General features: G+C 51.1%; 23 protein-coding genes, 2 tRNA genes and 1 pseudogene. 4 read left to right on the top strand and 22 right to left on the bottom strand.

The window, feature by feature from the left end:
- The first annotated feature begins 9 nt into the window (after positions 1–9).
- A complete protein-coding gene (locus INT21_RS06825) occupies positions 10–720 on the top strand; it encodes a 16S rRNA (uracil(1498)-N(3))-methyltransferase (RefSeq protein WP_193060339.1) in 711 nt (236 codons plus the stop codon).
- 56 nt (positions 721–776) lie between these two features.
- Here INT21_RS06825 and rloA3 read toward each other — a convergent pair whose 3' ends face one another.
- From rloA3 to hemH, 12 genes are all read right to left on the bottom strand, one after another.
- Positions 777–1,331 (bottom strand): retropepsin-like aspartic peptidase RloA3, encoded by a 555-nt coding sequence (gene rloA3, locus INT21_RS06820; RefSeq protein WP_193060340.1) that lies wholly within the window; start codon positions 1,329–1,331, stop codon positions 777–779.
- A gap of 76 nt (positions 1,332–1,407) precedes the next feature.
- Positions 1,408–2,664 (bottom strand): lytic murein transglycosylase, encoded by a 1,257-nt coding sequence (locus INT21_RS06815; RefSeq protein WP_193060341.1) that lies wholly within the window; start codon positions 2,662–2,664, stop codon positions 1,408–1,410.
- Between the two features lie 125 nt (positions 2,665–2,789).
- A complete protein-coding gene (locus tag INT21_RS06810; RefSeq protein ID WP_193060342.1) occupies positions 2,790–4,211 on the bottom strand; it encodes a DASH family cryptochrome in 1,422 nt (473 codons plus the stop codon).
- Complete coding sequence (locus tag INT21_RS06805; protein WP_193060343.1) at positions 4,195–4,371, bottom strand: DUF2256 domain-containing protein; 177 nt, start codon at positions 4,369–4,371, stop codon at positions 4,195–4,197. Before INT21_RS06805 ends, INT21_RS06810 begins: the two co-directional genes overlap by 17 nt.
- Before the next feature lie 255 nt (positions 4,372–4,626).
- Positions 4,627–5,031 (bottom strand): monovalent cation/H(+) antiporter subunit G, encoded by a 405-nt coding sequence (gene mnhG / locus INT21_RS06800; protein ID WP_038476932.1) that lies wholly within the window; start codon positions 5,029–5,031, stop codon positions 4,627–4,629.
- Positions 5,024–5,293 carry a monovalent cation/H+ antiporter complex subunit F gene (locus INT21_RS06795; protein WP_193060344.1) on the bottom strand — a complete coding sequence of 90 codons (270 nt, stop codon included), beginning with the start codon at positions 5,291–5,293 and terminating at the stop codon, positions 5,024–5,026. Before INT21_RS06795 ends, mnhG begins: the two co-directional genes overlap by 8 nt.
- Positions 5,293–5,766, bottom strand: a complete 474-nt coding sequence (locus INT21_RS06790) for a Na+/H+ antiporter subunit E (protein ID WP_193060345.1) — start codon at positions 5,764–5,766, stop codon at positions 5,293–5,295. Before INT21_RS06790 ends, INT21_RS06795 begins: the two co-directional genes overlap by 1 nt.
- Positions 5,763–7,364 carry a Na+/H+ antiporter subunit D gene (locus INT21_RS06785; protein ID WP_193060346.1) on the bottom strand — a complete coding sequence of 534 codons (1,602 nt, stop codon included), beginning with the start codon at positions 7,362–7,364 and terminating at the stop codon, positions 5,763–5,765. The genes INT21_RS06790 and INT21_RS06785 overlap by 4 nt, the downstream gene beginning before the upstream one ends.
- Complete coding sequence (locus INT21_RS06780; RefSeq protein WP_193060347.1) at positions 7,361–7,708, bottom strand: Na+/H+ antiporter subunit C; 348 nt, start codon at positions 7,706–7,708, stop codon at positions 7,361–7,363. Before INT21_RS06780 ends, INT21_RS06785 begins: the two co-directional genes overlap by 4 nt.
- 18 nt (positions 7,709–7,726) lie before the next feature.
- Entirely contained in the window at positions 7,727–8,158 is a 432-nt protein-coding gene (locus INT21_RS06775; protein ID WP_193060348.1) for a Na+/H+ antiporter subunit B, read from the bottom strand.
- Positions 8,151–10,508: a putative monovalent cation/H+ antiporter subunit A gene (locus tag INT21_RS06770; protein WP_193060349.1), complete on the bottom strand. Its 2,358-nt coding sequence runs from the start codon at positions 10,506–10,508 to the stop codon at positions 8,151–8,153. Before INT21_RS06770 ends, INT21_RS06775 begins: the two co-directional genes overlap by 8 nt.
- 215 nt (positions 10,509–10,723) lie before the next feature.
- Positions 10,724–11,803: a ferrochelatase gene (gene hemH / locus INT21_RS06765; protein WP_193060350.1), complete on the bottom strand. Its 1,080-nt coding sequence runs from the start codon at positions 11,801–11,803 to the stop codon at positions 10,724–10,726.
- 395 nt (positions 11,804–12,198) lie between these two features.
- Here hemH and INT21_RS20645 point away from each other — a divergent pair.
- Positions 12,199–12,345 (top strand): annotated as a pseudogene (locus INT21_RS20645) (DCC1-like thiol-disulfide oxidoreductase family protein); the annotation flags it as partial.
- Between the two features lie 59 nt (positions 12,346–12,404).
- On the opposite strand, the gene INT21_RS06755 reads toward INT21_RS20645, so the two are convergent.
- From INT21_RS06755 to rnr, 9 genes are all read right to left on the bottom strand, one after another.
- The gene (locus INT21_RS06755) at positions 12,405–12,707 is read right to left on the bottom strand and encodes a DUF6482 family protein (RefSeq protein ID WP_038476962.1); all 303 of its coding nucleotides are present in this window, start codon (positions 12,705–12,707) and stop codon (positions 12,405–12,407) included.
- A gap of 140 nt (positions 12,708–12,847) precedes the next feature.
- Positions 12,848–13,141, bottom strand: a complete 294-nt coding sequence (locus INT21_RS06750) for a hypothetical protein (RefSeq protein ID WP_009721685.1) — start codon at positions 13,139–13,141, stop codon at positions 12,848–12,850.
- A gap of 66 nt (positions 13,142–13,207) precedes the next feature.
- Positions 13,208–14,596, bottom strand: a complete 1,389-nt coding sequence (gene dnaB / locus INT21_RS06745; protein WP_009721684.1) for a replicative DNA helicase — start codon at positions 14,594–14,596, stop codon at positions 13,208–13,210.
- A 219-nt stretch (positions 14,597–14,815) separates the two neighbouring features.
- A complete protein-coding gene (gene rplI / locus INT21_RS06740; RefSeq protein ID WP_038476968.1) occupies positions 14,816–15,262 on the bottom strand; it encodes a 50S ribosomal protein L9 in 447 nt (148 codons plus the stop codon).
- Positions 15,263–15,277: 15 nt separating this feature from the next.
- Positions 15,278–16,129, bottom strand: a complete 852-nt coding sequence (locus INT21_RS06735; protein WP_038476971.1) for a hypothetical protein — start codon at positions 16,127–16,129, stop codon at positions 15,278–15,280.
- Between the two features lie 12 nt (positions 16,130–16,141).
- On the bottom strand, positions 16,142–16,369 hold the full coding sequence (gene rpsR, locus INT21_RS06730; RefSeq protein ID WP_009097135.1) for a 30S ribosomal protein S18: 228 nt from the start codon (positions 16,367–16,369) through the stop codon (positions 16,142–16,144).
- A gap of 33 nt (positions 16,370–16,402) precedes the next feature.
- Positions 16,403–16,786 carry a 30S ribosomal protein S6 gene (gene rpsF, locus INT21_RS06725; protein WP_009721681.1) on the bottom strand — a complete coding sequence of 128 codons (384 nt, stop codon included), beginning with the start codon at positions 16,784–16,786 and terminating at the stop codon, positions 16,403–16,405.
- 212 nt (positions 16,787–16,998) lie between these two features.
- On the bottom strand, positions 16,999–17,793 hold the full coding sequence (rlmB, locus tag INT21_RS06720; protein WP_089039382.1) for a 23S rRNA (guanosine(2251)-2'-O)-methyltransferase RlmB: 795 nt from the start codon (positions 17,791–17,793) through the stop codon (positions 16,999–17,001).
- A 2-nt stretch (positions 17,794–17,795) separates the two neighbouring features.
- Positions 17,796–20,198 carry a ribonuclease R gene (rnr, locus tag INT21_RS06715; RefSeq protein WP_193060351.1) on the bottom strand — a complete coding sequence of 801 codons (2,403 nt, stop codon included), beginning with the start codon at positions 20,196–20,198 and terminating at the stop codon, positions 17,796–17,798.
- 246 nt (positions 20,199–20,444) lie between these two features.
- Here rnr and INT21_RS06710 point away from each other — a divergent pair.
- Both INT21_RS06710 and INT21_RS06705 read left to right on the top strand, forming a co-directional pair.
- Positions 20,445–20,531: transfer RNA gene (locus INT21_RS06710), tRNA-Leu, on the top strand.
- 43 nt (positions 20,532–20,574) lie between these two features.
- A tRNA-Leu gene (locus INT21_RS06705) sits at positions 20,575–20,661 on the top strand.
- 176 nt (positions 20,662–20,837) lie between these two features.
- Here INT21_RS06705 and INT21_RS06700 read toward each other — a convergent pair.
- Positions 20,838–22,859, bottom strand: a complete 2,022-nt coding sequence (locus INT21_RS06700; RefSeq protein WP_193085018.1) for a choice-of-anchor L domain-containing protein — start codon at positions 22,857–22,859, stop codon at positions 20,838–20,840.
- Positions 22,860–23,131: the final 272 nt, after the last annotated feature.

Genomic DNA, 23,131 nt, shown 5'->3' with positions numbered 1-23,131 from the left:
ACGACAATCATGAATCTTATTCTGCTTGATCCGAGCGAAGTAAAGGGAGCTTATGCTTACCTTACTGACACACGACGTATCACCCATTTACGCGAGGTCCACCGCGCTTGTGTAGGAGACTACTACACAGTCGGTCTACAGGGCGGCAAGATGGGGAAAGCGCAGCTAACTGAACTACACGAGACCCAGGCAACCTTCACACTGGAAAATCTCAATGAGCCCCCCCCTCCGCCCTTGCCAGTACACTTAATATTGGCGCTTCCTCGCCCCAGAATGCTGGCACGTACCTTAGAGCATGTCACGGCTCTTGGTGTAAAAAATATTACACTGCTTCACACCAAGCGGGTGGAAAAAAGCTACTGGCAGTCCCCAGAACTCCGTGCAGAAAAAATTCATCATCACTTAGTGCTAGGCCTGGAACAAGCGCGAGACACACAATTGCCTAATGTGACGCTGTGCAAAGGCTTTCGCCCTTTTTTAGAAGAACAACTGCCGGAGCTGCTAAAAGAACGACGCGGGCTGGTGGCACACCCTGGTATGCCGAATGCCTGTCCACGGAATATTGACGGAAAAGTACTGCTTCTCGTTGGACCGGAAGGCGGCTTTATACCTTGGGAAGTTGAAAAACTACTTGAGGCAGGCTGCGAGGGCATGCACCTAGGCCCTCGCATCTTACGGGTAGAAACTGCCGTCACCGCACTATTATCGCGACTTTTTTAATCACCGATTACGCCAGTAAGCTGGGTGACACGAGCTTTATGCTTAGAACGGCGTAATTAGGACTGTTCATCTGTTGGATCGTGGGGAACATAGGCTGCCTTCTCCCCACATTCAGGGTCTTGAAGAAAGGTATTGCGCACATCTAATAGTCCTAAGTGGCTAATTGTGCGACGCCCCAAGAGCAGCGGGTAAATCATCTCTTCACGATCTCGCAGACCAAACTGCTCTTCATACACCGTGTTGCCCATGCAAACATCCATTAGCACCACTGGACGTTCATCACGACCACCTGCGCCACGAACCGCCAACTCTCGATAGAGGGGGCGCTCAATCTGATCACTAAACGTTTCACCGTTTGCCTGATCCTCGAGCTTCAGGCGGAAGCGAACCCACTCCTCGCCGTCTTTCTCGAACATCTCAATATCACGCGCGTCTAATGATGAGGTCAGCGCACCGCTATCTAGCTTCGCTTTTACAGCGATACCCCACGGTTCAATGGATGCATTTTCAACCCAACCAAATACCTTATCATCTGCCTGGATAGCTGTGCTCACTGACAACGCACTGACCATTACACCGGTAGCCAGCACACCTACAAAAGTTTTCCTCATTACCTTTCGTCCTTAGTGAGAAGTTTACCTAGCATGAGACATTTGACTCGCTAAAGAGACTCATCGAAACGCAACATTAACGCAGCCGTTCTAACAGCGCCTGGGTGGCAAAGCCATCGGGCGTGAGCCCTTGGTCACGCTGAAAAGCACGTAGGCCCTCGCGCGTATTAGGCCCCATGATGCCGTCCGCAGTACCCACTGAATATCCAGCACTATTTAGGCGTTGCTGTAGAGTACGCACATCATCACGTGTCAACGGCGCCTGATCTCTGGGCCAGGACTGGGCAATGCCGTCACGCCCAGCAATAGCATCCGCCAAGGTAGACACGGCTAGCGCATAACTAGTTGCGTTGTTATAGCGCAAAATTGCCCGAAAATTAGGCCCTACCAAAAAGGCAGGGCCGTTTGCTCCTGCTGGCACAATAACCGCAGCGCTATCGAACGAGGGCAGCTCACCACTCAATGAGCGAACGCCTTGTGCCGCCCATTCAGCACTGCTACGACGTTGCGTTTGTGAATAATCGAAGGAGTCAGGCAAACTTACTTCAACGCCCCAAGATTGGCCGGCCTGCCAACCTGCCCTGGCAAGATAGTTAGCGGTAGAAGCCATGACATCAGGAATACTGCCCCATATGTCTCGACGGCCATCATTGTCGCCATCCACTGCGTATGCCTCAAAACTGCTGGGTATAAACTGCGTATGTCCCATGGCACCCGCCCAGGAGCCTTTCATTTGCTCGGCGGCAATATCGCCTTGGTCGATAATACGTAACGCGGCTAACAGTTCGCTGCGTGCAAAATCACGCCGACGGCCGTCGTAAGCAAGTGTTGCCAGTGACTCAAGTGTCGAGAAATCACCAAAATTGCTGCCGTAGTTACTTTCTATACCCCAAATAGCCACGATGATTTCTGCAGGAACCCCGTAACGTTGCTGCATTTGTTGCGCGGTATCGCGGTGAGCCGCAAGCTTCTCTACGCCGTTATTAATCCGTGTGCTGGAAACCGCTGTATCTAGGTATTGCCAAATGGGACGAACAAACTCTGGCTGATACTGATCGAGCTCAATGACTCGTTCACGATAGCGGAGCCCATCAAAAGCGGAGGCAAGAGTAGACTCACTGACGCCCTGCTGAGCAGCATAGCGGCGAAAATCAGCCAACCACTGGTTAAAGTTGGCATAGCTAACTTGTTCTGCCGCTTGTGCATCCACTTCGCTCATCAATTGCTGATTAGCGACTGCATTAGTACTTAATGCCCCACTGCATGCTGCTAGTGCAAATGATAAATACAAGGCGGGGCGGATACTCAGTGGAGCTTTAACTTTCAAAGACATAGCATTAATCTCTTGGCAATCCTTGGCGTGCTTCCGATAATGGCTCAGAAATAGCGTAGATGCTAGCCCTACCCACATTGCATAACCTATCTTTCGGGCACCATCGTCTATTTCCAGGAAGAACATTACTCATCCGTTTCTTGAAGTTCCGTTGTAGCCACTAGCCAACGCTGCCACTCGGCTGGCTCTACGCATGGTGCATCAAACTTAGCAGGCGCTACCCGCCAGGGTTGGTGGCGCTCCATTCCTAACGGCAGCGACGCCAGCTCAGGCAGCCAATAGGCAACGTAAAGCCCGTTTGGATCATAATGCCCTGCTTGTTTCAGTACATTAAAGTAACGGTCTTGACGGGGATCACGACCAATACCGGCAATATAACGCCAGTTGCCCCAGTTACTCGCCACATCGTAATCAATCAGGCAGTGCTCAAACCACGATGCACCAAGGCGCCAATCGACGTTGAGATCTTTCACTAGGAAACTGGCGACATTTTGACGCGCTCGGTTAGATATCCACCCGCTAACCTTCAGTTCTAGCATGACAGCATCTATAAACGGCACGCCGGTTGTCGCGTTGCGCCACGCATCAAATGCACTGTTAGCGGGCGGTAACTCTTCATAACCAAATAATGCCGCACCGTCCACCTGAGCCGCTCGATGGAAGTAATCTCGCCACATTAATTCGAAAATTATCCAATAACTTGATTCGCAGCTCCCATGAATGGCCTCCCAGTTTTTTACTTCTTGACACACTTGGCGCGCAGATAAGCAGCCACGCGCCAGCCAAGGAGAAAAACGTGTGGAAAAATTGGCGCCCAGCAAACCATTACGGGTTGTCTTATAAGATTCCGCGCCGTTTTGCCGCCAGAGATACTGCTGAAAACGATCGCTTGCCGCCGCCTCCCCGCCAACAAACACAAAGCCCTGTCGCTTATCAGGCTGCCAGCCAGCACTCTCTTTACACACTACTTTAAGGGGAGGAAATCCTCGGGGAGCAGATTCTGGCCAGGGTGGCAGTGTCACTGGCGCTGGCAGGGGCGCTAAAAACGTACAATGCTTTTCAACACGTCGCCGAAATGCCGAAAAGCTGGGCGGCAACTCATTCAATGCAAAGGGAAGCTCGTCTTCGGCAATTAAATAACCGCTATCAGCACAACATAACTGACAGGCCGATGGGAGCTGGTCAGCGACCCGCGCAATATACTGTGACTCTTCATACCCAGAATGCGCTGCCACACGTATTTCTCTTGCACCAAGCATGGCAGCAGTATCTAGCACGATGCTGGCAGGATCACCGATGCGGACTAGCAAATCACTGCCACGCTGCAGCAGCTCGCCTCGTAGCTCCATCAAACTTTGCCATAAAAAGCGTAGCCGAGCGGGCCCCAGCCTGGGAGAAGCATCACCCGTAATCGAACGTTCAAACCATCGCTGGTCTAGCACATAGAGACAAAGCAACTGGTCAGGAGGGGAATCAAAATGCAACAAGGGATTATCAGCTATCCGCAAATTATCCTGAAGCCATACAATATCAGTCGTGCTGCTCATGCATTTGCCTCCTTGGTGCGTTGGACTGCTTGGCTTCGCGACGGCAGCGTTCACTGCAATGGCGCACTTCATCCCAGCAGCGCGCCCACTTTTTCCGCCAAGTAAAAGGACGCTGGCATTGAACACAGTCTTTTTGCGGTAAATCCTGCTTACGTTGCATAGGCCCCATCTCGCTAGCTAACATTTACACGCCACGCGTCAAAAACATAGACATACAATCCTTCACAGTATAACTATTGTACACAAATAGGCACGCGTGTTTTCTTTCCCCTGAGCCTCCTTCCCTACTGTTTAGCCGATTTTTTTCACGCTTATCTCGATAGCTTTTCCCCAAAGCACTGCAAATAAAAAAGCCATCCGTGTGGATGGCTTTTCGAGCAGACGTGTCAGCATGGGGAAAGTTAGCAAATTGCCGTCAGTCCGGGTCTGTGGCGCGGGGATGCCGTTTGGCATTTTCATGGGTTTCTAGGCCACTTTTAAGCTCATGAGTAAGCGGGTCATAATTGGGTCTCAGTTCATCCTTAACGGTGCCGCTCCAGAGGCGCGAGCCAACAAAGTAACCCGCCCTACCAATCACATGGGCAGCAATCGGTGCCGTTATTAAAATAAACACAATAATCGCGAACGAGCGCGCAACCACCCCAACTTCAGCAAAGTGCATGGCCGAGGCAAGCATGATTAAAATAACCCCAAGCGCTGCAGCCTTAGTGGTTGCGTGCATGCGGGTCAGCAGATCCGGTAACCGCAACAAACCGATGGCCGCCAGCAACATAAAGCTTGACCCCGTTATCAACAGCGCGCCTTTGATAAATTCAATCATCTCGCGGCCCCCCTCGTTCCAGATAGCGCGCAAACCCAATCGCGGCTAAAAAGCCCATCAGAGCGATCACGATTGCCGCATCTAGAAAACTCGCTACCCCCGACTGAATAGCATAAACACCCACCAGCCCCACCACGGTAGTGGAAAACAATTCAAGCGCAACAACACGATCAGGTAAGCTAGGGCCACGAACGACACGTACGAAGGTCAGTACAAGCGCCAGCCCCATAATTATCTGGCTTATCAGAATAACGGTATCCATTAACGAAATAGCTCCAATGCACGGTGCTCCATCTCTTTTAAGTTATTTCGAAGCTCTTCTTCATTATCCAAAAACATCGCGTGAATATAGAGCACCTTTCGATCGTCAGAGACATCAAGGCTCAACGTACCAGGCGTCAGCGAAATCAGGTTAGCGACGATCGTAATTTCCATTTCCGTGCGTGCAGAAAGAGGTAGCGCAATAACGCCGGGCTTCATGTGCCAGGGAGGGGTCACTATATCGAAGGCGACGCGCAGGTTTGCCCGCACCAACTCCTTAATAAAAAAACCAATAAAACCAATAATTCGCGGCACACGAGCGGGGTAGCCTTTTAACGCGTCGACTTGAGGCTCAATTAACAGCAACGCAATATAGCCAAAAATCATTCCGACCAGCAGATTAAGCCCGGAAAAATCGCCACTTAGTAGTACCCAAGCCAACCCGAGCAGAAGGTTCCAAATCGCACCAGTCATGGGGCGTCCTCCGCACGGTCACCTATTTGCTCCGCCTGCAACTCACCCCGGTCAAGCAGCGCATCTTCAGCACTAGCAGAGACGCCCAGCACAGCTTCAATATAACCTGATGGGGACATTAGCTGATCACCGATAAGCATCATCACCTGCATAATGGCTTCTGCGAAAACACCGATTAATAACGACATCATGGCCAACACAGCAACTGGGGTGTACATCATCCACAGGCTTGGTTTTAGTAATCGACCATCATCACCGACGGAGGTTTGTGAGGCGGGCACTTTATTTTCTTCTGGCAACGCTTTCCAAAACACGTCATTCCAAATTTTCACCATGGAATAAAGTGTCATAAGCCCTACTGCCAACGCAAAACCTGTTGCTACATACGCCTCCGCCTCCAGGCCAGCGCGAACCAGCACAAACTTGGCAAAGAAACCCGATAGTGGAGGAATGCCCGCCAGCGAAAACGCTGAGATAAAGAATGCCACGGCTAACCAAGGACGCTCTCGATAAAGGCCACCCATTTTTTTAAGCTGATAAGTACCTTGCAGACGGTGGGTAATGCCACTGATCAGGAACAGGTTCGTTTTAACAACAATGTTATGCACGATGGCGAATACACCACCCGCAATCGCCAGCGGTGTATACAGCGCCAAGCCCAGAATCATGTAACCAATCTGGCTGACGATATGGAATGAGAGAATGCGGCGGAACTCATACTGAGCGGCGGCACCAAGCACGCCAGTGACCATTGTCAGCACAGCGCCCCAAAGCATTATATCCTGCAGATACCCCATCGTTTGATCAAAAATAAGCGTGAACACGCGAAATAATGAATACACCCCGACCTTTGTCAGCAAACCAGCAAACAGCGCCGACACCGCTACTGGCGGCGTGTGATAAGAAGCCGGCAGCCAGAAAAAGAGCGGGAAGGCGGCGGCTTTAATACCAAATGCCACCATAAACATAACGGCAAGCACTTCGACCATCCCGCTATGCTCTGCCTCATCCATACGCAGCGCAATGTCAGCCATGTTTAGGGTGCCTACCGTGCCATACAGTAACCCCACAGCCGTTAAAAAAATCACCGAAGCCAGCAGGTTCAACGTGACGTATTTAATTGCGCCTTCCATCTGCGCCCGTTCACCGCCCAGAATCAACAGCGCAAACGACGCCACCAGCATAACCTCAAACCAAACATATAGATTGAAGATATCGCCGGTTAAAAAGGCCCCTGCCACCCCTGCTAACAGCAAATGCATCAGCGGGTAATAACCAAACTTTTCATGCCCCCGCCCTGTGGTGGCTAGCGAATAAACCCCCATAGCCAAACCAATGATGCCTGTCATTAAAATCATGACAGCACTTAACATATCGGCAATTAGCGTAATACCAAACGGCGCTGGCCAGCTGCCCATTTGCATGGTGATGTAACCATCAGCTAACACAGCAACAAACAGCCATATACTAACTAGCAACAGCGCAACATTACCCGCCACCGCAATAAAACGCTGGACGGGGCGAGAGCGCCAAAAAAGTAATGAAAGAGCGCCAGAAAGCAGTGGCAACAGGACGGGCAGTGCGACTTCAGGCCTCACGTGTCGGTATCCTTCATTTTGTCCAAATCATCTGCCTTAACAATTTCGTAGGCACGGCGAATTAACACAACAGCAAATGCCAGCACCCCAAATGCAATGACAATCGCCGTCAATACAACAGCTTGAGGCAGCGGGTCGGCTACTTCGGCTAACGGCTGTAACATGCCTTCCGGTATTAATGGTGGGGCGCCGCGCGTCATGCCTGCAGTAGTGAAGATCAGCAAATTAGCAGCGTTCGACAGCAGCAGTAGACCAATCACCAACTTCACAATAGAGCGACGTAACATCATAAAAATAGCGGCGGCGTAGAGTAGCCCTATCGCTAGTGCCATTAGCGGTTCCATACGGGACCTCCTAAGTCACTAAGGTTCATCCTTATCCACCTCCATCAGCGCCATCACCATGCCCATCACCGAACCAAGAACGGCAAAGTACACTCCTACATCGAAAATAAGCGGTGTAGACGCTTTAAAATCGATCACGGGGATAGTCCACCACTGAGCAGTTAAAAACGGTTGATCCATAAACCATGCTGGCACCACCGAAATCATCCCTAGCAGCAGCCCAACACCAATCAAGTCGCGTGGATCGACCATACGCAGCACCTCTTTGGTGGCGCTGACCCCAAAGGCAAACAGGTAAAGCGTGAAGGCCCCTGCTGCTACTAGCCCAGCAATAAATCCACCTCCTGGCTCATCATGTCCACGCAGCAATAGAAAAACTGAAAACATCAGCTGTAGCGGCATCAAAAACCGCGCCGCAGTGTTGAGAATAATAGTGCCGGATTTAACCATCGTAGGGCTCCTTAACACTGGCGTTTTCGCCGTTTTCGCCTTCTGCTGATTTGCTTTCATTGTCGCCGTGGCGCAGTTTAAGCATGGCGATAACCCCAATAGCAGCGAGCGCAAGAACAAACATTTCACCTAGCGTGTCGAGGGCACGATAGTCCACCAAAATGACATTCACGATGTTGCGACCATAGGCAAGAGGAGCGCTATTTTCGATCATATAAGCTGAAATCGGCTCAAACTGATCGATACTCCAAGCGGTCATAATCAGTAGGAAAATCAGAATTCCCATTGTTGCCGCCACAGCACCATCTCGAATACGTTCCAAATTTGTGGAAAGGTTTGAAAAACGCGGCAAACGAAAGAGCACCAAAACCAACAAGATAACGGTGAGCGTCTCAACCAGTAGTTGGGTAATGCCTAGGTCGGGAGCACTGAAAAGAATAAAAATAAGCGCAATAGAGAATCCCATAATGCCGACCGACACGACGGCTCCAAGTCGTGAGCGAGAAATGGTGGCAAACAGAGCCCCCATCACCATAGTGCCAACAACAATTACCTCGTGGAAGCGCACGTCCAGCGTTAGTGCCAACTGAGGTGCATGGCGCACAAGTATTGAGTTACCAATCAAAACGATCAGCACCACCAGCATAACGAGAATATAGTTACGCATATAACCGTTTTGCAGCAGGCGTGTTTGCCATTCAGAAAAACGCACAATGCTATTCATGAAGCCTTCATAGCCTGCTTCTGGGCCATGTCGCATTAGTGGCGCCAACATCGCTAGTTTACAACGCACACTATCCCAGCGTTTAAACAGTAAAAAGCCTAGTCCAAGGCTGACGATCGACATAATCAGCGCCATATTGATGCCATACCAAAGCGATAATGACACTTGCAGCGGCTCACCTACCACCGCTGTCGCCGCTGACGTAAGCAGCGCATCGGTACCAAGCATGGCTGGTGCCAGCCCTAACACAAGTGAACCAAGCGCCAATACAGCGGGCCCAACTAACATACTAAAAGGCGCTTCATGGGGTGTTTTGGGTGTTTCAATTTGCCGACCATAGAAGGGGCGGAAGGCGATAATAGCAGCCACTGCAATCGTCAAAATAGCCGCCAGGAAAGCAAACAGGACTAGCAACACATTGAAGCGCTCCGCCCCCAGCGCTGCCTCTAGCATTAGCTCTTTACCAATGAAGCCAAATAGCGGTGGCACGCCTGCCAACGACAGTGCCACGACAAAAGCAATCACCGCAGTGATTGGCATGGCAGACCTCAAGCCGCCCATTGCGGTGACATCTTTGGTGCCTGTCTCATGGTCCAGAATACCGGCGACCATAAACAGTGCCCCTTTGTACATTGAGTGGGCAAGCAAGAACGTTACAAATGCCGTCATGGCGTACTCAGAACCAATGCCCAGCAACATGGTTAGCGTGCCAAGTGCCATAATGGTGGAATAAGCCAGTAGCTTTTTAATATTGGTGTGATGGATTGCTAAAAAGGCACCTGTCAGCATGGTAATAGCACCGACGACCGACAGTATTCCGATCCATAGCGCTGTGCCACCCAATTCAGGGTGTAAGCGCGCCAGTAAGTAAATACCCGCTTTCACCATGGTGGCCGAGTGGAGGTATGCCGACACCGGCGTTGGCGCAGCCATGGCGCTGGGTAACCAAAAATGAAAAGGAAACTGGGCTGATTTTGTGAATGCCCCCAGCAGCAAGCAAATGAGCATCGGGGTATAAAGCGAATGTTCACGCAGATCGCTTTCCATTTGGCCAATCTCATAAAACGACCAGCTTCCGCTTGCCCCCCCTAACAGCACCAGACCTGCCATCAGCGCCAAACCACCAGCAACCGTTACAAACAGCCCCTGACGTGCGGATTTTCTTGCCTCCATATCGGTATGGTTAAAGCCAATCAGCAAATAAGAGGTGATGCTGGTTAGTTCCCAGAATACGAAAAGCGTAAGCAATCCATCGGCAAGCACCAGCCCCAACATAGAGGCCATAAACGCAACAAGTGCTAAATGAAAGCGTGCAATATCCGTATGGCCTTTGAGATAACCACCGGCATAGATCAATACGAAAGTACCGATAACGGTAATCAGCAGCCCGAATAAAAGTGACAGTCCATCAAGCAGAAAACTCAAGCTGATGCCTAATGATGGCACCCAAGACCACTCCAACAGTAATGGCCCTTCACTCATTACAGCGGGTGCCTGACTGAACAGCCAGGCAGACATCAAGGCAGGAAACAGCGCCAGTACGAGGCTCGTCCGTTCTCCAAACCAGCGGTTGAGCAAAGGCGACGACGCTGCCAGCACAAAGCCCATTAATACAGCGAATTGCATCCGGTGGTTTCTCCCTATAAGAACGTGTCAGTTAACCCCAAGGCAGTAGCAAGACCAAACGGCTCTAAGCGTTGGCTAAATGTGATTATTAATGCACAAACCTTATACCAAGGTTGATTACGTTTCTATAAAACTAGTCACCCATAAAAAAAGCCGTCCTAGTTGAGCACTTTTGGGGTGCAGTTCACTTTGGCGGCTTTTGACAAAACGCACTATTAAGAAGCGGACAGCCACCCCGCCAACTCGTTGTTAACAACCGCTAACAGGGCATCAATGTGATCGTCTCGATCATTCAAGCAGGGAATATAACTAAACGTCTCCCCTCCTGCGCCCATAAAGCTATCGTGAATCTCTTCTTTAATCTCCTCCAGCGTTTCAACACAATCAGAAGAGAAGGCAGGTGACATAATCGCAATATGCTTATGCCCTTGCTTGGCAAGTTCAGCCACATGATCAACGGTTTGCGGGCCAACCCACTTTTCTGGGCCAAACTGAGACTGAAAGGCGGTGTCTACTTCCTCTTTACTCAGCCCTAGTTTTTCACGCATCAAACGCGTCGTTTTCTGACACTGACAATGGTAAGGGTCACCTTCTAATAGATAACGTTCGGGGACACCGTGGTAGCTTGCTACCAGTTTCGTCGGACGCGTTTCAAAGCCGTCGTAAGCTTCCTGAACCGAATTCGCCAGCGCCTGAATATAGGCAGGATGCTCAAAATAAGCGGGCACCGTACGAATATAGGGCTGCCACTTCATTTTCATCAGCGTACGGAATGCCTGATCATTTGCCGTCGCAGTCGTAGGCGAGCCGTACTGAGGGTAAAGCGGGAAGAAAACGATCCGCTCACAGCCCTTCTCTTTCATGCGCTTAAGGACACTTTCCGTTGACGGGTTGCCGTAGCGCATACAGAAATCAACTTCGATGCTATCGCCGTAGAGCGCTTTCAAACGTGCAGCTATTTTTTCAGTTTGGGCACGCGTCGTCGTTAACAACGGGCTCTCGTTCTTCTCGTTGTTCCAAATACTTTTATAGGCGTTACCAGAAGAAAATGGACGTTTGGTCAAAATAATCAGTTGTAAAAGCGGCTGCCACTTCCAATTAGCGTAATCAACAACACGCTTATCGGACAAGAACTCGCTAAGGTAGCGCCGCATAGACCAATAGTCGGTTGCGTCCGGGGTGCCCAAGTTAGCCAACACCACGCCGACTTTTGCAGGGGGAACGGCAGGATGATCACTTGGCGCATGGACCAAGCGCCCTTCGCCCAGCTGATCTTTTACAACGCTATCGACCATGTCGCTAACTCCTCAGATGCTTTAAACAGTTGGCAAAATCTTAACACTTTTCGGCAAAGCTGCGGCATAAAGTTATACTATCAACATTATTTGTATAACTGTAGACCAACTCATGTCGAAGCCTTTATCCTTGGTGACCAGCCTTCGCTTTCATTATCAAAGAGTGCTCAATGAGCCGTTTTTCTACGCTTCACGCAACGTCACCTGTCACGCTATATCACAATGGCCACTGCCCTTTTTTGCCGCGTGGAAGTCACGTGGTTTGCAAAGCATCGCCATCAAGAACGTGTCGCACTCGTGGACATTCAGAGTAGTGATTTCAATGCAGCCGATATAGGGCACAAGTTTGACGATATGATGGGGCTACTGCATGTCAAAGACAGCCAAGGAAATGGTATATCGGGATGGATGCCAGCCGGGCCCTCTATGCGGTACTGGGCTACCGGTGGCTAGTATGGCTTTCTTGCTTACCAAGCCTGCGAGGAGTAATGGATGCAGGCTATCGTTTTTTTGCCCGTCGCCGTGTGCGGCTAGGGCGATGATGGAAGAAGCGTCACGCAAACAAGTGAGGACGCCATAGGATGTTGCAATGTTTGTAGTGTTAAAACACTAGCGGCATACGTGATGTTAACGGCGAACTGTAATGAGCATCGCGTCCAATCACTTCATCCTGGGGTACATGCTGCACTAAGTAAGCACGGTGAATCCCAGCACGCTTTAGCTCAAGATAAACATCATCTAGCGAGCGAAACAGCATTGGCTTACCGCGCTGGGTCAACATATGCCGCTCGCCCTCTACATCTTCAAGCTCTAGTTGATAAAAGCGGCTGCCCGAATGCGTGATAACGCGTATTTCAAAGTTATCGTGACCCGCAACAAATTGCTTCAGTTCTTTAAGTTCCATGGTTCCCTCCTGTGATTGTTCATCATCATGGGGCACAGCATGACGATACCCCATGACAATTTTATTACCTTGGCACTAACTGCCTATGACGGCAACATCACAAAAGAGTTCCTGACCAAAACGTCAACTTATTCGTCGAATTATTGATACTCAGAGGGGTCGATTGCTTTACCTAACGAGTTGCGATCTATCCAGTTACCGCCTTTAGTTTCCTTGTAACGGAAAACTACTTTATCGCCCACCGTTACCGGCAGTTCTGAATCTTCAGTTTGGTAGCTATATTTTTCTCCTTCAACTACCAGGAAGTAACGGTAGAGGTCAGGCATTCCCAACCACTCTTTAAATGGCCCTTCTCGCTCTAGTGACTGCAGTTCCCCACGGCCTTCCAGCTTAGGAAGACGCTTACGGTTACCACGTCTAAAACCACCTGCCATTTGCTACTCCTGTCTATCTGCTTGGTCGGGGAGGAGCATTATACGTTCTCCCCCCTAACGCTCAAGTTAATCGCCGAACGCTTCGCCATAGCTATCGGGCGCAAGGTCTTCGAAGCGTGTGTATTTACCAATAAAGGCCATATGTACCGTACCGATAGGCCCGTTACGCTGTTTACCAATAATCAGCTCGGCAATCCCTTGGTTGTCAGGATTGTCAGGGTTATACACCTCATCTCGGTAAACAAACGCAATGACGTCGGCATCCTGCTCAATCGCGCCGGATTCCCGCAGATCCGACATGACAGGACGCTTATTGGGGCGCTGCTCCAACGAACGGTTAAGCTGTGAAAGTGCTACAACAGGGCATTGAAACTCTTTTGCTAGCCCTTTCAGCGAGCGGGATATCTCCGATATCTCACCGGTACGGTTTTCAGAAAACCCAGGAATCTGCATTAACTGCAGATAGTCAATCATGATCAGCGCCATATTGCCGTGCTCCCGCACCACTCTACGTAGGCGTGAGCGCATTTCATTAGGCGAAAGCGCCGCAGTATCATCAATAAATAGCTGCTTGTCTTTGAGCAGGTTGACCGCCGATGTTAATCGCGGCCAATCTTCATCTTCCAACTGCCCCGAGCGCACACGGGTTTGATCAATCCGACCCAACGAAGAGAGCATACGCAGCATCAGAGATTCTGCTGGCATCTCCATGGAGAACACCATCACCGGCTTATCGCTAGCAATAACCGCGTGCTCCACCAGATTCATGGCAAAAGTGGTTTTACCCATTGACGGGCGGCCCGCGATAATTACCAAATCTGAGGGCTGTAAGCCTGAGGTCATTTCATCGAGGTCACGAAACCCCGAGGAGAGCCCTGTCATTTCACCCTTTAGATTGAACAGCTCATCAATACGATCAACGGCTTTGGTTAGCAGTTCACTCATGCCGATAGGACCGCCCGTTTTCGGCCGCTCTTCGGCAATCTGAAAGACTAATCGCTCAGCTTCATTCAGCAGCTCATCAGCAGGCCGCCCCTGGGGCGAAAACGCCCCGTCAGCAATTTGATTGGCCGCACGGATTAATTTACGCAGTGTTGCCCGCTCGCGAACGATATCCGCATAAGCACGAATATTACTGGCAGAAGGCGTATTGCGAGCCAGCTCAGCTAAGAATGCCAAGCCGCCTACCGTATCCAACTGATCACGCGCTTCTAACGCCTCTGACAGCGTTATAACGTCCAGCGGCTGCCCGGATTCGGCCAAATGAATCATCACATTGAATACCAAGCGATGCTCATAGCGGTAAAAATCATCCGCCACCAACCGTTCCGAGACATTGTCCCAGGCCTGATTATCCAACATTAGCCCACCTAGCACCGACTGCTCCGCCTCAAGAGAGTGCGGCGGCAGCTTTATCGCTGCCGTTTCCTGATCAGCAGAAGGCTGGTCCTGCATAGTGAGCTCCTTAATCATAAAGCGTAGCCAATAACGATGACTATCTTAGCGGGACAATCTCAAACTCACCATAAGCGACCTATCTACGCCAAGCGACGTTCAAAAAAATTCGACCCACACCTCAAACGTTTTTGACCGCGCTTAGAACGACATAGATTAAAAAGACAAAGGGCGCGGGAAGACCCGCGCCCTTTGAGGCGTCAGCGTTGGCGAGAGCGTTTACTCTGCGACAACAACCACGCGAACAACAGCATCTACTTCTGCATGCAGGTGTAGAGCGATGTCGTATTCGCCAGTTTGGCGAATCGGACCTTGCGGCATACGTACTTCGCTCTTGGCAACTTCGATGCCAGCAGAGGAAATAGCGTCGGCCAAGTCACGAGGACCGATAGAACCGAACAGCTTGCCTTCATCGCCTGCTTTAGAAACCAACGACAATTCGATGTCGTTAAGCTGCTCAGCACGCGCTTCAGCTTCTGCTTTACGCTCAGCGGCTTGGGCTTCAAGCTCAGCACGCTGGGCTTTGAATGCTTCAACGTTATCTTTGGTTGCCGGCACGGCTAGGCCGTAAGGAACCAAATAGTTACGACCATAACCGGGCTTTACAGTGACTTTGTCACCCAGGCCGCCCAGCTTACCAATGTTGTCGAGCAGAATGACTTCCATCTCGTAAACCTCTTGTCAGTTGCTGCGGGCAAGGCGTGCGCGAACGTTCGCGAATGTATCAATCAGCCCCAACAGCAGCACAATGAGAATCGTGGGCCAGGTCGTGATCAGCAGCACATAAAATGCCACCAGCCACAGCCCGTTCATCCCCTTTATTCCAATAAACCCATGCACTAGCGCAATGCCAGCTACCAGCAGTGGAATCCAACCAAGCATTGCCAGAGCGTGCGCTCCCAACACCATACCCCCCACACCAAGCACGACTAAAACAGCCAGCTCTTTGGGCGATAGGCGCAGTGCGTGAAACTCTTCGCGGAAGCCGCCTGGGTTATAAAGCCCAGCTTGCCAGCTTCGCGCCAAAGCCAAACACGCAATAGCGGCCAACAATACCACCAAGCCTGTTACACCACCGATCACCATAGCGGCGAGCGTCGGTGCATCAATACCTTGGTTAGCAAACTCTGTCAGCATGCGATCAATCTCAGTAGAGCTTGCTCGCAGTTGCTCCAGCATTAACTCTGTTCCACCTGGCGGTATAAAGATGCCGAGTTGAACCATAACCGCTGCCGCCAATGTGCCAACGATTAACGCTTCACTCCAACGCATCCTCTCACGCAGGATGACTGCCATTAGCGTTACTAGCAGTACGCTAGCAAGTGGAATGACGTCACCTTGAGACCACCAGAACCCCGCAGGTAGTGCAGCAGCGATAATTACCGGAAGCGCAGGTGCAAAACCTTTGCGTAAGGTAACTAGCGCGGCGATGGCTGCCCCTAACCAGAACAGCCAAGGCACTAGCGTCGCTAACGCCGCCCCGCCAATGGCATAGGGCGTGCTCCGCATGAGCCATCTCGCCAGTGCCAGCATCACGTTAAACGCTTACTGATGGCTATCGGAGTAGGGCAGCAGTGCCAAGTAACGCGAACGCTTGATAGCAGTCGCCAACTGACGCTGATAGCGTGCTTTGGTGCCGGTAATACGGCTCGGAACGATCTTGCCGGTTTCGGTGATGTAAGCCTTCAGCGTATCGAGATCTTTGTAGTCGATCTGCTTGACGCCTTCAGCAGTGAAGCGGCAAAACTTACGGCGACGGAAAAAACGTGCCATGGACTAGCTCCTTAAAACGTGCGGTGGATGAAATTAGGCAGTTTCTTCTTCAGCTTCTTCAGCGCGCGGTTTATCTTCGCGACGCGGACGCTTTTCTTCTGCCGGCTTCATCATCGGAGAAGCTTCGGTGATCGCTTCTTTACAGCGAACAACCAAGCTGCGGATGATGGCGTCGTTGAAACGGAAGATGTTCTCGATTTCTTCGAGAGTCTCGCCGGTGCACTCAACGTTCATCAGCACGTAGTGGGCTTTGTGGATCTTGTTGATCGGGTAAGCCAGGTGACGACGGCCCCAATCTTCCAAGCGATGCACAGTGCCACCGTTTTCGGTAACAATGCTGGTGTAGCGCTCGACCATAGCCGGCACTTGCTCGCTCTGATCCGGGTGGACCATAAACACGATTTCATAATGACGCATGGAATCTCCTTGCGGTTTGACAGCTTCCGGTGTGTATTGACACAGCTGTATCAATGACGACAGGGAAGCAAGGAGTTAACTGAAATGCCCATTGTTCACCGCGAACGATGTCATTTGGGGCATCAAGCAGAACTGTTTTTCGTATTAACTGTTAGCCAATACGAGCGCCCGCTTAAAGTTAAACGGGCGCAAGCATTCTAGTGGGCTAGTGCTTAACTTGCAAGCTGCCTCTGCCGAACAGCTTCAAACAAACAAATGCCTGTCGCGACCGATACGTTCAGGCTGGACACCTGTCCGGCCATAGGCAGCTTTGCCAGATTATCGCAGGCTTCCCTGGTTAACCGGCGCATGCCCTTCCCTTCAGCGCCCATCACTAATGCAGTCGGGCCAGTCATATCAATCTCAAACAGGCTAGCCTCAGCTTCACCAGCAGTACCGGTAATCCATACACCAGCATCTTTTAGCTTAGCCAATGTACGCGATAGGTTAGTAACCTGATAAACAGGCACCACCTCGGCTGCGCCGCAAGCTACTTTCCGCACCGTCGCGTTCAACGGCGCGGCTTTATCCTTAGCCACAATCACACCGTGGGCACCAGCAGCATCCGCGCTGCGCAGGCACGCACCAAAGTTATGAACATCGGTAACACCATCCAGCACTAACAATAGCGGCGGTGCAGACGCTTGCCATGCGCGTAGCTTCAACCACAACGACTCTTCCCCTTCGGGAACCAGCGGCGGGCAAAATGCCACAACCCCTTGGTGGGCTGCACCCTGAGTAAGCTGATCCAGCAAGTCTCGAGACTGCTCTTTAATCCGCGCACCACGAGCCTGAGCGCTCGCAACCACTTCCTTCAAGCGGTTACCCGCGCCTTGCTGCACCCACAACTCAAGGGGCGTTTCGCCCCGTTCCAGCAGACTTTCCAGGGCGTGAACGCCATACACTTGGTCTAGCCCATCCGGAGTTCGAACAGCCGGACGCGAGCTACGTCGAGACGACGATTTCATGCTCAACCCTTATTCGGTGATGGTTTACGCGGGCCATTACGCGTGCGTCTTGGCCCACGGCGCGTCGGCTGCTTATCAGCCGATGCCGCTTTGCTAGCTCCCCCTTCTACTCCAGCACCACCTTCTCCACCGCGGCGCTTGCGCGGCTGGCGGCGTGGCCGGGGTTTCTCGTCAGCTAAACCAAAGTCGATCTTACGATCATCCATATCTACCCGCGCAACCTGAACCGTAAGCCCGTCACCCAAGCGGTAGGTCGTGCCTGTGCGCTCACCTTTGAGGCGATGCTTCTCTGCCTCATAGTGGTAGTAGTCAGAGGGCAGCGAGGTGACATGCACCAACCCTTCGACATAGAAGTCATCCAGTCGCACAAACAAGCCAAACTGAGTCACTGAGGCGATAGTACCTTCAAACGTTTCGCCCAGCTTGTCGGACATAAACTCACACTTGAGCCAGCTTTCAACATCACGGGTTGCTTCATCAGCCCGCCGCTCGGTCATTGAGCAGTGCTCACCCAACTCAAGCATTTGCTCGAAGGTATAAGGACACCACTTGCTTGGCGGATCAACCGGTGCGCCTTCTACCCGAACAACCGTATTGGTTTGTCGTGGCCCACGAATAACCGAGCGAATGGCACGATGCACCAATAGATCAGGGTAACGACGAATCGGTGAGGTGAAGTGCGCATAGGCCTGGTAAGCCAAGCCAAAATGGCCCTCATTCTGGGGCGAATAAACCGCCTGGTTCATTGAGCGCAGCATGACAGTTTGGATGATGTCAGCATCTGGGCGATCAATAATCGCCTCACGTAACGCTTGATAGTCCTGAGGCGTCGGCATATCGCCACCACCAACGGAAAGCCCCAGTTCGCTCAAGAACAGACGCAGCTTATCAAGGCGCTCCGGTGTCGGGCGCTCGTGAATACGGTAAAGAGCGGGCAAGTCATGCTTATCCAGGAAGCGCGCGGTGGCCACGTTGGCCGCCAGCATACACTCCTCAATTAGCTTATGAGCATCGTTGCGGGTGCGCGGGACGATTTTTTCAATCTTGCGCTCATCATTGAAGATAATCGCCGTTTCAGTGGTATCAAAATCAATCGCACCACGCTCTTCCCGGGCACTACGCAGCAGGCCATAAAGCTCGTGCAAATTTTGCAACGGCTTCACTAGCGCCTTGTGCTCATTGCGCAGCGCTTCCCCTTCATCGCTCTCGTTATCGAGGATGGCCGCCACTTTATTGTAGGTCAGGCGAGCGTGGGAGTTCATTACCGCTTCGTAGAACGAGTAGCGGCTAATAGCCCCCGTCTTGGAGATATTCATCTCACAGACCATCACAAGACGATCAACATGGGGATTTAACGAACACAAGCCATTTGAGAGCAGCTCAGGCAGCATCGGCACAACCTGGCCTGGGAAGTACACCGAGTTACCCCGCGTGCGCGCTTCATCATCAAGCGCGGTCCCCGGGCGCACGTAGTGCGACACATCGGCAATAGCGACCAACAGCTTCCAACTGCCCGACTTGGTTTTCCAGGCGCACACCGCATCATCAAAGTCTTTGGCGGACTCATCGTCGATAGTGACCAACGGAATCTCACGCAGATCGACGCGGTGTTGCTTATCTTCCTCTAATACTTCTGCTGAAATACCGCTGGTTTGATCAAGCACTTCTGGCGGAAACTCAGCGGGAATATCGTAGCTACGAATCGCGATATCTATTTCCATGCCAGGATCCATCCGCTCGCCCAGCACTTCGATAACCTCGCCGACCGGCTGAACACGCGTGGCCGGCTGCTGAACGATTTTTGCAGATATTACCTGCCCGTCTTTCGCGCCAGCGCTTGCCGTATGAGGAATGATAACTTCCTGGGTAATACGTGGATTTTCAGGAATCAGCACACCAAACTCAGGCGAGTTACTACGGTATACACCCACAATCGTTTGGGTGTTTCGCGCAATCACATCGGCAATAGTCGCCTCATCACGGCCACGGCGGTCACGGCCACTAACACGCGCCAGCACGTAATCGCCATGGAAAACACGGCGCATCTGACGTGGAGGCAATACTAAGTCTGGCTTTTTACCATCATCACGCAGCAGGAAGCCAAAGCCATCTCGGTGGCCCAGCACCTTCCCTTTAATAAGGTCAAGTTTATCAATTAGTGCATAAGCGCCGCGGCGATCGCGCAGCACCTGACCATCACGCTCCATGGCAGCCATACGACGGCGAATAGCTTCAAGATGATCTTCATCTTCAATGCCGAGCATGCGGCTCATATTTTCGTGGGTTATTGGCTTGCCGTACGTTTCCAGGGCAGCTAATAAATATTCGCGGCTGGGCGCAGGATTATCATACTTTTGCGCCTCGCGCTCGGCGTGCGGATCATCACTCAACGTCCAGTACTTCATGCGATCAACATCCTTGATTGCGTTTGCGGGAGGCAGACAGTTTGCGCAGGCGCAGTGCACTGCGGGCGGGAGGATTCAGCCAATGATTGACTGAAAAACATCATGTTTGGTTTGGTCATCACTGCATTATAGCGCTGCCCGCTCAATCACCCAACCACCTAGCTCGGCAATTGTACGATTTTAATGATAAAAAACAGTTACTGGGTCTTGCATTTAAGCGTGGCCTCGGTATCATACGCGCCACTTGCCCAGATGGCGGAATTGGTAGACGCGCTAGCTTCAGGTGCTAGTGTCCGTATGGACGTGGAGGTTCAAGTCCTCTCCTGGGCACCATGCGAATACAAACAGCAGTAAGATCAATAGCGAAATATGATATGCCCAGGTGGCGGAATTGGTAGACGCGCTAGCTTCAGGTGCTAGTGACCGTATGGTCGTGGAGGTTCAAGTCCTCTCCTGGGCACCAACGCTGTAACATTATTGACTTACCCCCCCTCGCCTACACTTATTGTCCCTCTGACTTTTAATTCTCACTTCTACTTCCTCGATTCGAATAGAGCGCTGGCGCCTGCTGGGCTGAAGATAAAAAAAGCGACTACTCTTACAGATGTAGCCGCTTAGGTTACTGTCAAAATTGCGCTATCAGGCGAAGATAAAACCTTCCGCCAGATACTTGCTGTGTATTTCGTCGGATGAGGCGAAGTAAGCCATTACATCGCCCTGGCCAGCCTGCTCAGCTCCCAGCACCTCAGACCAGTACTCAAGCCCTTCTGCATCGGGCGCACGGTCGAAGGTATTGTCATAAAGCAGCATTAGGAAGTCATCATCGCCTAGGTTATCACCATGCGCGCTGACAAACTCTTCCGATGCTAAGAAGTAGTCAGCCACCTCAAACAGACTGCTACCTTCGTTACGAATACCGGACCAATACTCCAACCCCTCGGCATCCGCCTCGCGGTCAAACGCCATCTGGTAAAGCGCCTCAATAGCCGAAACCTCAACGCTATCAGCTACCTCACCCAGCTCCACTGTAACAACTGCTGATGCTGCCACGCCTTGGCTATTGGCAATTGAATACTCGAAAGTATCCATAACCATCTCACCCTCTGCCAAAGCAGTAAACGCAGAACCTTGGTCATAAGTGAAGTCGCCATTTTCCTGCACAACCACACTCGCACCGGAGTCCAGCGTCATCGCCGTATTGAAAACAACATCCTGACCATCAATGGCAGTGATGACAATTGCATCGTCCCCAGTAGCCTGATCAGCACCATTGCCATTATCAGCAAACAAGTTGCCACTGGCCAACCAGCCAAAACGACCCGCTAGATCATCATTATTGGCCACAGGCTCTGGCTCTGGTTCTGGTTCTGGTTCTGGTTCTGGTTCTGGTTCTGGTTCTGGCTCTGGTTCTGGCTCTGGTTCTGGTTCTGGTTCTGGCTCTGGTTCTGGCTCTGGTTCTGGTTCTGGCTCTGGTTCTGGCTCTGGCTCCGGAGAAGTCTCCTCAAGGGTGATCGTGGTCCCATCCTCAGCTTGTGTAAATACAAAGCTATCTGGATCATCCAAGTCCGCAAACGTCAGCGTCGTATCATTTTCCCCGTCCTGATTAGAATCAATATCTAAAATCACCGACCCAAGGCTAAATGTCACATCTGACACATCAAAAAAGCTATCTTTAACAACTACTTTGTCATTCGACTCAAAACCAACAATGACATCACCATTCAACTCAGTAGTACTGCCTGTGACGGTGTTTGCCTGCTCATTCAACGTGACTTCTTCTGCAGCCACGGTTGTAGTGACGTTGCCCCCAGCATCCGGAACCAACGCACTGAGCACACCGCCGCCAGAGCCTCCCCCACCAATCAGAGAGAGATCAGATACAAAAAGACCTGAATCCAGAATGAAATCACCAGTATCCGCAATACCAATCTTGACGGTATTCTCGCCTTGTTGGAGAGGAGCTCGAACTACAATCTCTCTGCTAAAGCCGTCCCACTCAATTGCATAAGGCGAACTAAATTGATTGTCATTATCAATAAATACACCTGACTCAAGGTTATCTGAAATAACACTTAGAGGCTTATCCGTAGCAGCAAACTCAGCGTAGTTAACGCCGTTGACATATAGAGCAGCAATATCTACAAAATCACTGTCAACATATTCAGGGAACTCTTCTGAGCCAAATACAAGGCTCGCACGAAGTGTATCCACATCCGGGTCATTGACGTTTACCGTAAACTCAATCACTGACGCATCGTTTGTGCTACCCGCCCCCGGAAATGCTTCAAGTGCCGTTTCGGTTAGATCTGAGTCTCCTGGCTCCCCGTGACTCACACTATCCCCAGTCGTGGTATTCTCTGAGCCTGGGAACCCACCTGTCGACAACATAATACCCTGACCATATTGATATGCTGGCAACTCAGAATCTTCATCTGGCAGAATTTCAAAATTATCAACCCAAAACGCAGCGTTACTTGAGCCGGTATAGGTAACGTTAGTTGCTAGCCCCCCTCCCAGAATTTTGTTAACAGCATCAGCCGCAACATCTGAAGCTGTAGCCTCTTCCGCCTGAGTCATTAGATCATGGAAACTTAGGTAATAGCTCGCTAACAGTTCATCATCCAGCGTGAAAAACTCATATTCTTCTTTTTTTACAGTCATTTACCTACCCCTCCAAGACTGATTTATTGGCATGATCACAAGAACACACCGCATAAATATATTTTTAACTAAGAGTGGACACGCATACCCCAAACGAACATTCAAATCTTAGCAACAATCATACTACTGCCGCCATATAGACTTGCAAGAAAAATTAATCTAATTTAGGAAAAATATATTAAGGAGCCTCTGATTAATGTTATAAGCGCAGGCCAGACAAGGAAAAAATCAACGAAAAAAGGACCGGGCTCGCGCACGAGGCGACTTTTAAC

The sequence above is a fragment of the Halomonas sp. 3F2F genome (assembly GCF_014897805.1).
Classification (GTDB): Bacteria; Pseudomonadota; Gammaproteobacteria; order Pseudomonadales; family Halomonadaceae; genus Vreelandella.
This window is presented reverse-complemented; position numbering and strand designations above follow the sequence as displayed.